Origin of the sequence: Arenimonas sp., from assembly GCF_019459675.1 — a bacterium.
Classification (GTDB): domain Bacteria; phylum Pseudomonadota; class Gammaproteobacteria; order Xanthomonadales; family Xanthomonadaceae; genus Arenimonas.
Genome location: NZ_JAIBFH010000349.1, coordinates 1 through 2,174, shown reverse-complemented (window position 1 = coordinate 2,174; position 2,174 = coordinate 1). Strand labels below are relative to the sequence as shown.

1 protein-coding gene and 1 pseudogene are annotated in these 2,174 nt (G+C 72.9%); both read left to right on the top strand.

Going from position 1 to position 2,174, the window contains the following annotated elements:
* Nucleotides 1-383: pseudogene (locus tag K0M70_RS11700) on the top strand (cyanophycin synthetase); the annotation flags it as partial.
* A gap of 5 nt (nt 384-388) precedes the next feature.
* On the top strand, nt 389-2,134 hold the full coding sequence (locus K0M70_RS11695) for a Mur ligase family protein (RefSeq protein WP_290782104.1): 1,746 nt from the start codon (nt 389-391) through the stop codon (nt 2,132-2,134).
* Nucleotides 2,135-2,174 lie beyond the last annotated feature (40 nt).

Here is a 2,174-nt window from a genome sequence, read left to right as displayed (position 1 = left end):
ACCACTACATCTGCCGCCGCGACGACGGCCTGCGCGGTCGCGACGGCGACGAAGTGCCGCGCATCCAGGCCAAGGCGCTGGTCGCCAAGGGCATTCCGGCCGACGCCATCTCGATCATCCCCGACGAGCAGAAGGCCATCGACGCGGCGCTGCGCATGGGTCAGCCCGGCGACCTGCTGCTGGTGTTCGCCGATGCGCTGGTGCGGTCGTGGAAGCAGGTCACCAAGTTCCGCCCGGAAGGCGCGGCGGCAGCGGTCGCCGCGCCCCCACCCGCGCGCCCGCCGGTGCCCGAGGCCATGGTCGAAGAGCCGGCGCTCAGTGATTTCGAGGGCGTCGTGCGTGACGAACGCGGCGTGCATCTGCCGCGCGAGGAAAACGACTGAGCCTCTTGGACGCACTGCCCTTCGACGACTCGCGGCGCCTTACCGGCCCCAACCTGTATTTCGCCGGCAGCGGCGCGGTGCTCGAAACCCTGGGCGAGGGCGCGGACGACCCGGCGGCCTGGGCCGGATGGCGCGAGCGCGTGCAGCGCATGGGCGCGGCGCTGGGCTGGCCGGTCCACACCGTGATGGTGCGGCCGCATCCCGGCGGCGCGGCGCTGGCGTTCACCGCGCCTGGCGACGGACTTTACGCGGCCACGGAAATCAATGAATGGGCCTGGCTGTCGCAGCGGCGCGCCTTCGTGCTGCATGCGCCGGGGCATCCGGCGGCGTGGGACGAGGCGTCCGCGCAGCACACGCTGGCGGCGATGGTGGCGGACGAGGCCAACCCGCGGCTGCAGGCGCTGCAGGCGCAAGCGGTCGCGCGCGGCGTACCGGTGCTGGCCGATGACGACGCACTGACCCTGGGCCTGGGCGAAGGCGGCCAGACCTGGCCGATCAACGCACTGCCGGAAGTGGCCGACGTGCACTGGTCGGCGCTGCACGCCATTCCCACCGCCATGGTCACCGGCACCAATGGCAAGACCACCACCGTGCGGCTGCTGGCGGCGATGCTGCGCGCGCACGGATTGCGCAGCGGCCACAGCTGTACCGACGGCGTATTCGTGGCGGGCGAGCAGATCGCCAGCGGCGACTTCTCAGGCCCGGGCGGCGCCCGGGCGGTGCTGCGCGACCGGCGCGTGCAGGCGGCGGTGCTGGAAACCGCGCGCGGCGGAATGCTGCGCCGTGGCCTGGTGCTGCCGCGCGTGGACGCGGCGGCCGTGACCAACGTCAGCGACGACCACTTCGGCGAGTACGGCATTTTCGATATCGATGCGCTGGTCGACGCCAAGCTGACCGTCGCGCGCGCACTCGATGCCAGCGGCATGCTGGTGCTCAACGCCGACGACGCGCGGCTGGCGGCGCGCGGTGAAGCCCTGCCGTGCCGGTTCGCCTGGTTCGCCCGCGACCACGACCATCCGCGGCTGCGCGCGCACCGCGCCCTTGGCGGGGCCACCTGCGGCGTTCGCGACGGCCAGCTGCACCTGGCCAGCGGCGACGACGTCGTGGCGATCGCCGATATCACCACCATGCCCCTCGCCGACGGCGGCATGGCCGACTACAACCTGGGCAACGCGGCCGCGGCCAGCCTGCTGGCGCAGGCGCTGGGCGTGCCGCCGGCCACCAACGCCGGCGTGCTGTCGCGCTTCGGCAGCGAGCCCGGCGACAACCCCGGCCGGCTGCAGCGCAGGAGCTTTGGCGGCCTGCGGCTGCTGCTGGACTACGCGCACAACCCCGAAGGACTGCGCGGCCTGCTGCGCGTGGCCCGCGCCGGCGGGCCCAAGCGCCTGGGCCTGGTGCTTGGCCAGGCCGGTAACCGCGGCGACGACGACATCCGCGCCCTGGCCGGCGTGGCCGCCGACGCCAGGCCCGACCTGGTGGTGCTCAAGGACATCGACGGCTTCATCCGCGGCCGCGAAACCGGCGAAGTGGCCCAGGTGATCGGCGACGAGCTGCGCCGCCGCGGCCTGCATGACGACCAGCTGCGCATCTGCCTGCCCGAACTGGGCGCCGTGCGCGAACTGCTGTCCTGGTCCCAGCCCGGCGACGTCCTGGTGCTCCCCATCCACGCCCTCGACGCCAAGGCCGAGGTCCAGTCCCTGCTCGACAGCCTCGCGTCCTCCGGCTGGCAGGCCGGAGATCCGCTGGCGTAAAACGGGGTCAGGTTAACTTCTTTTCACTAACGGCCCGTTA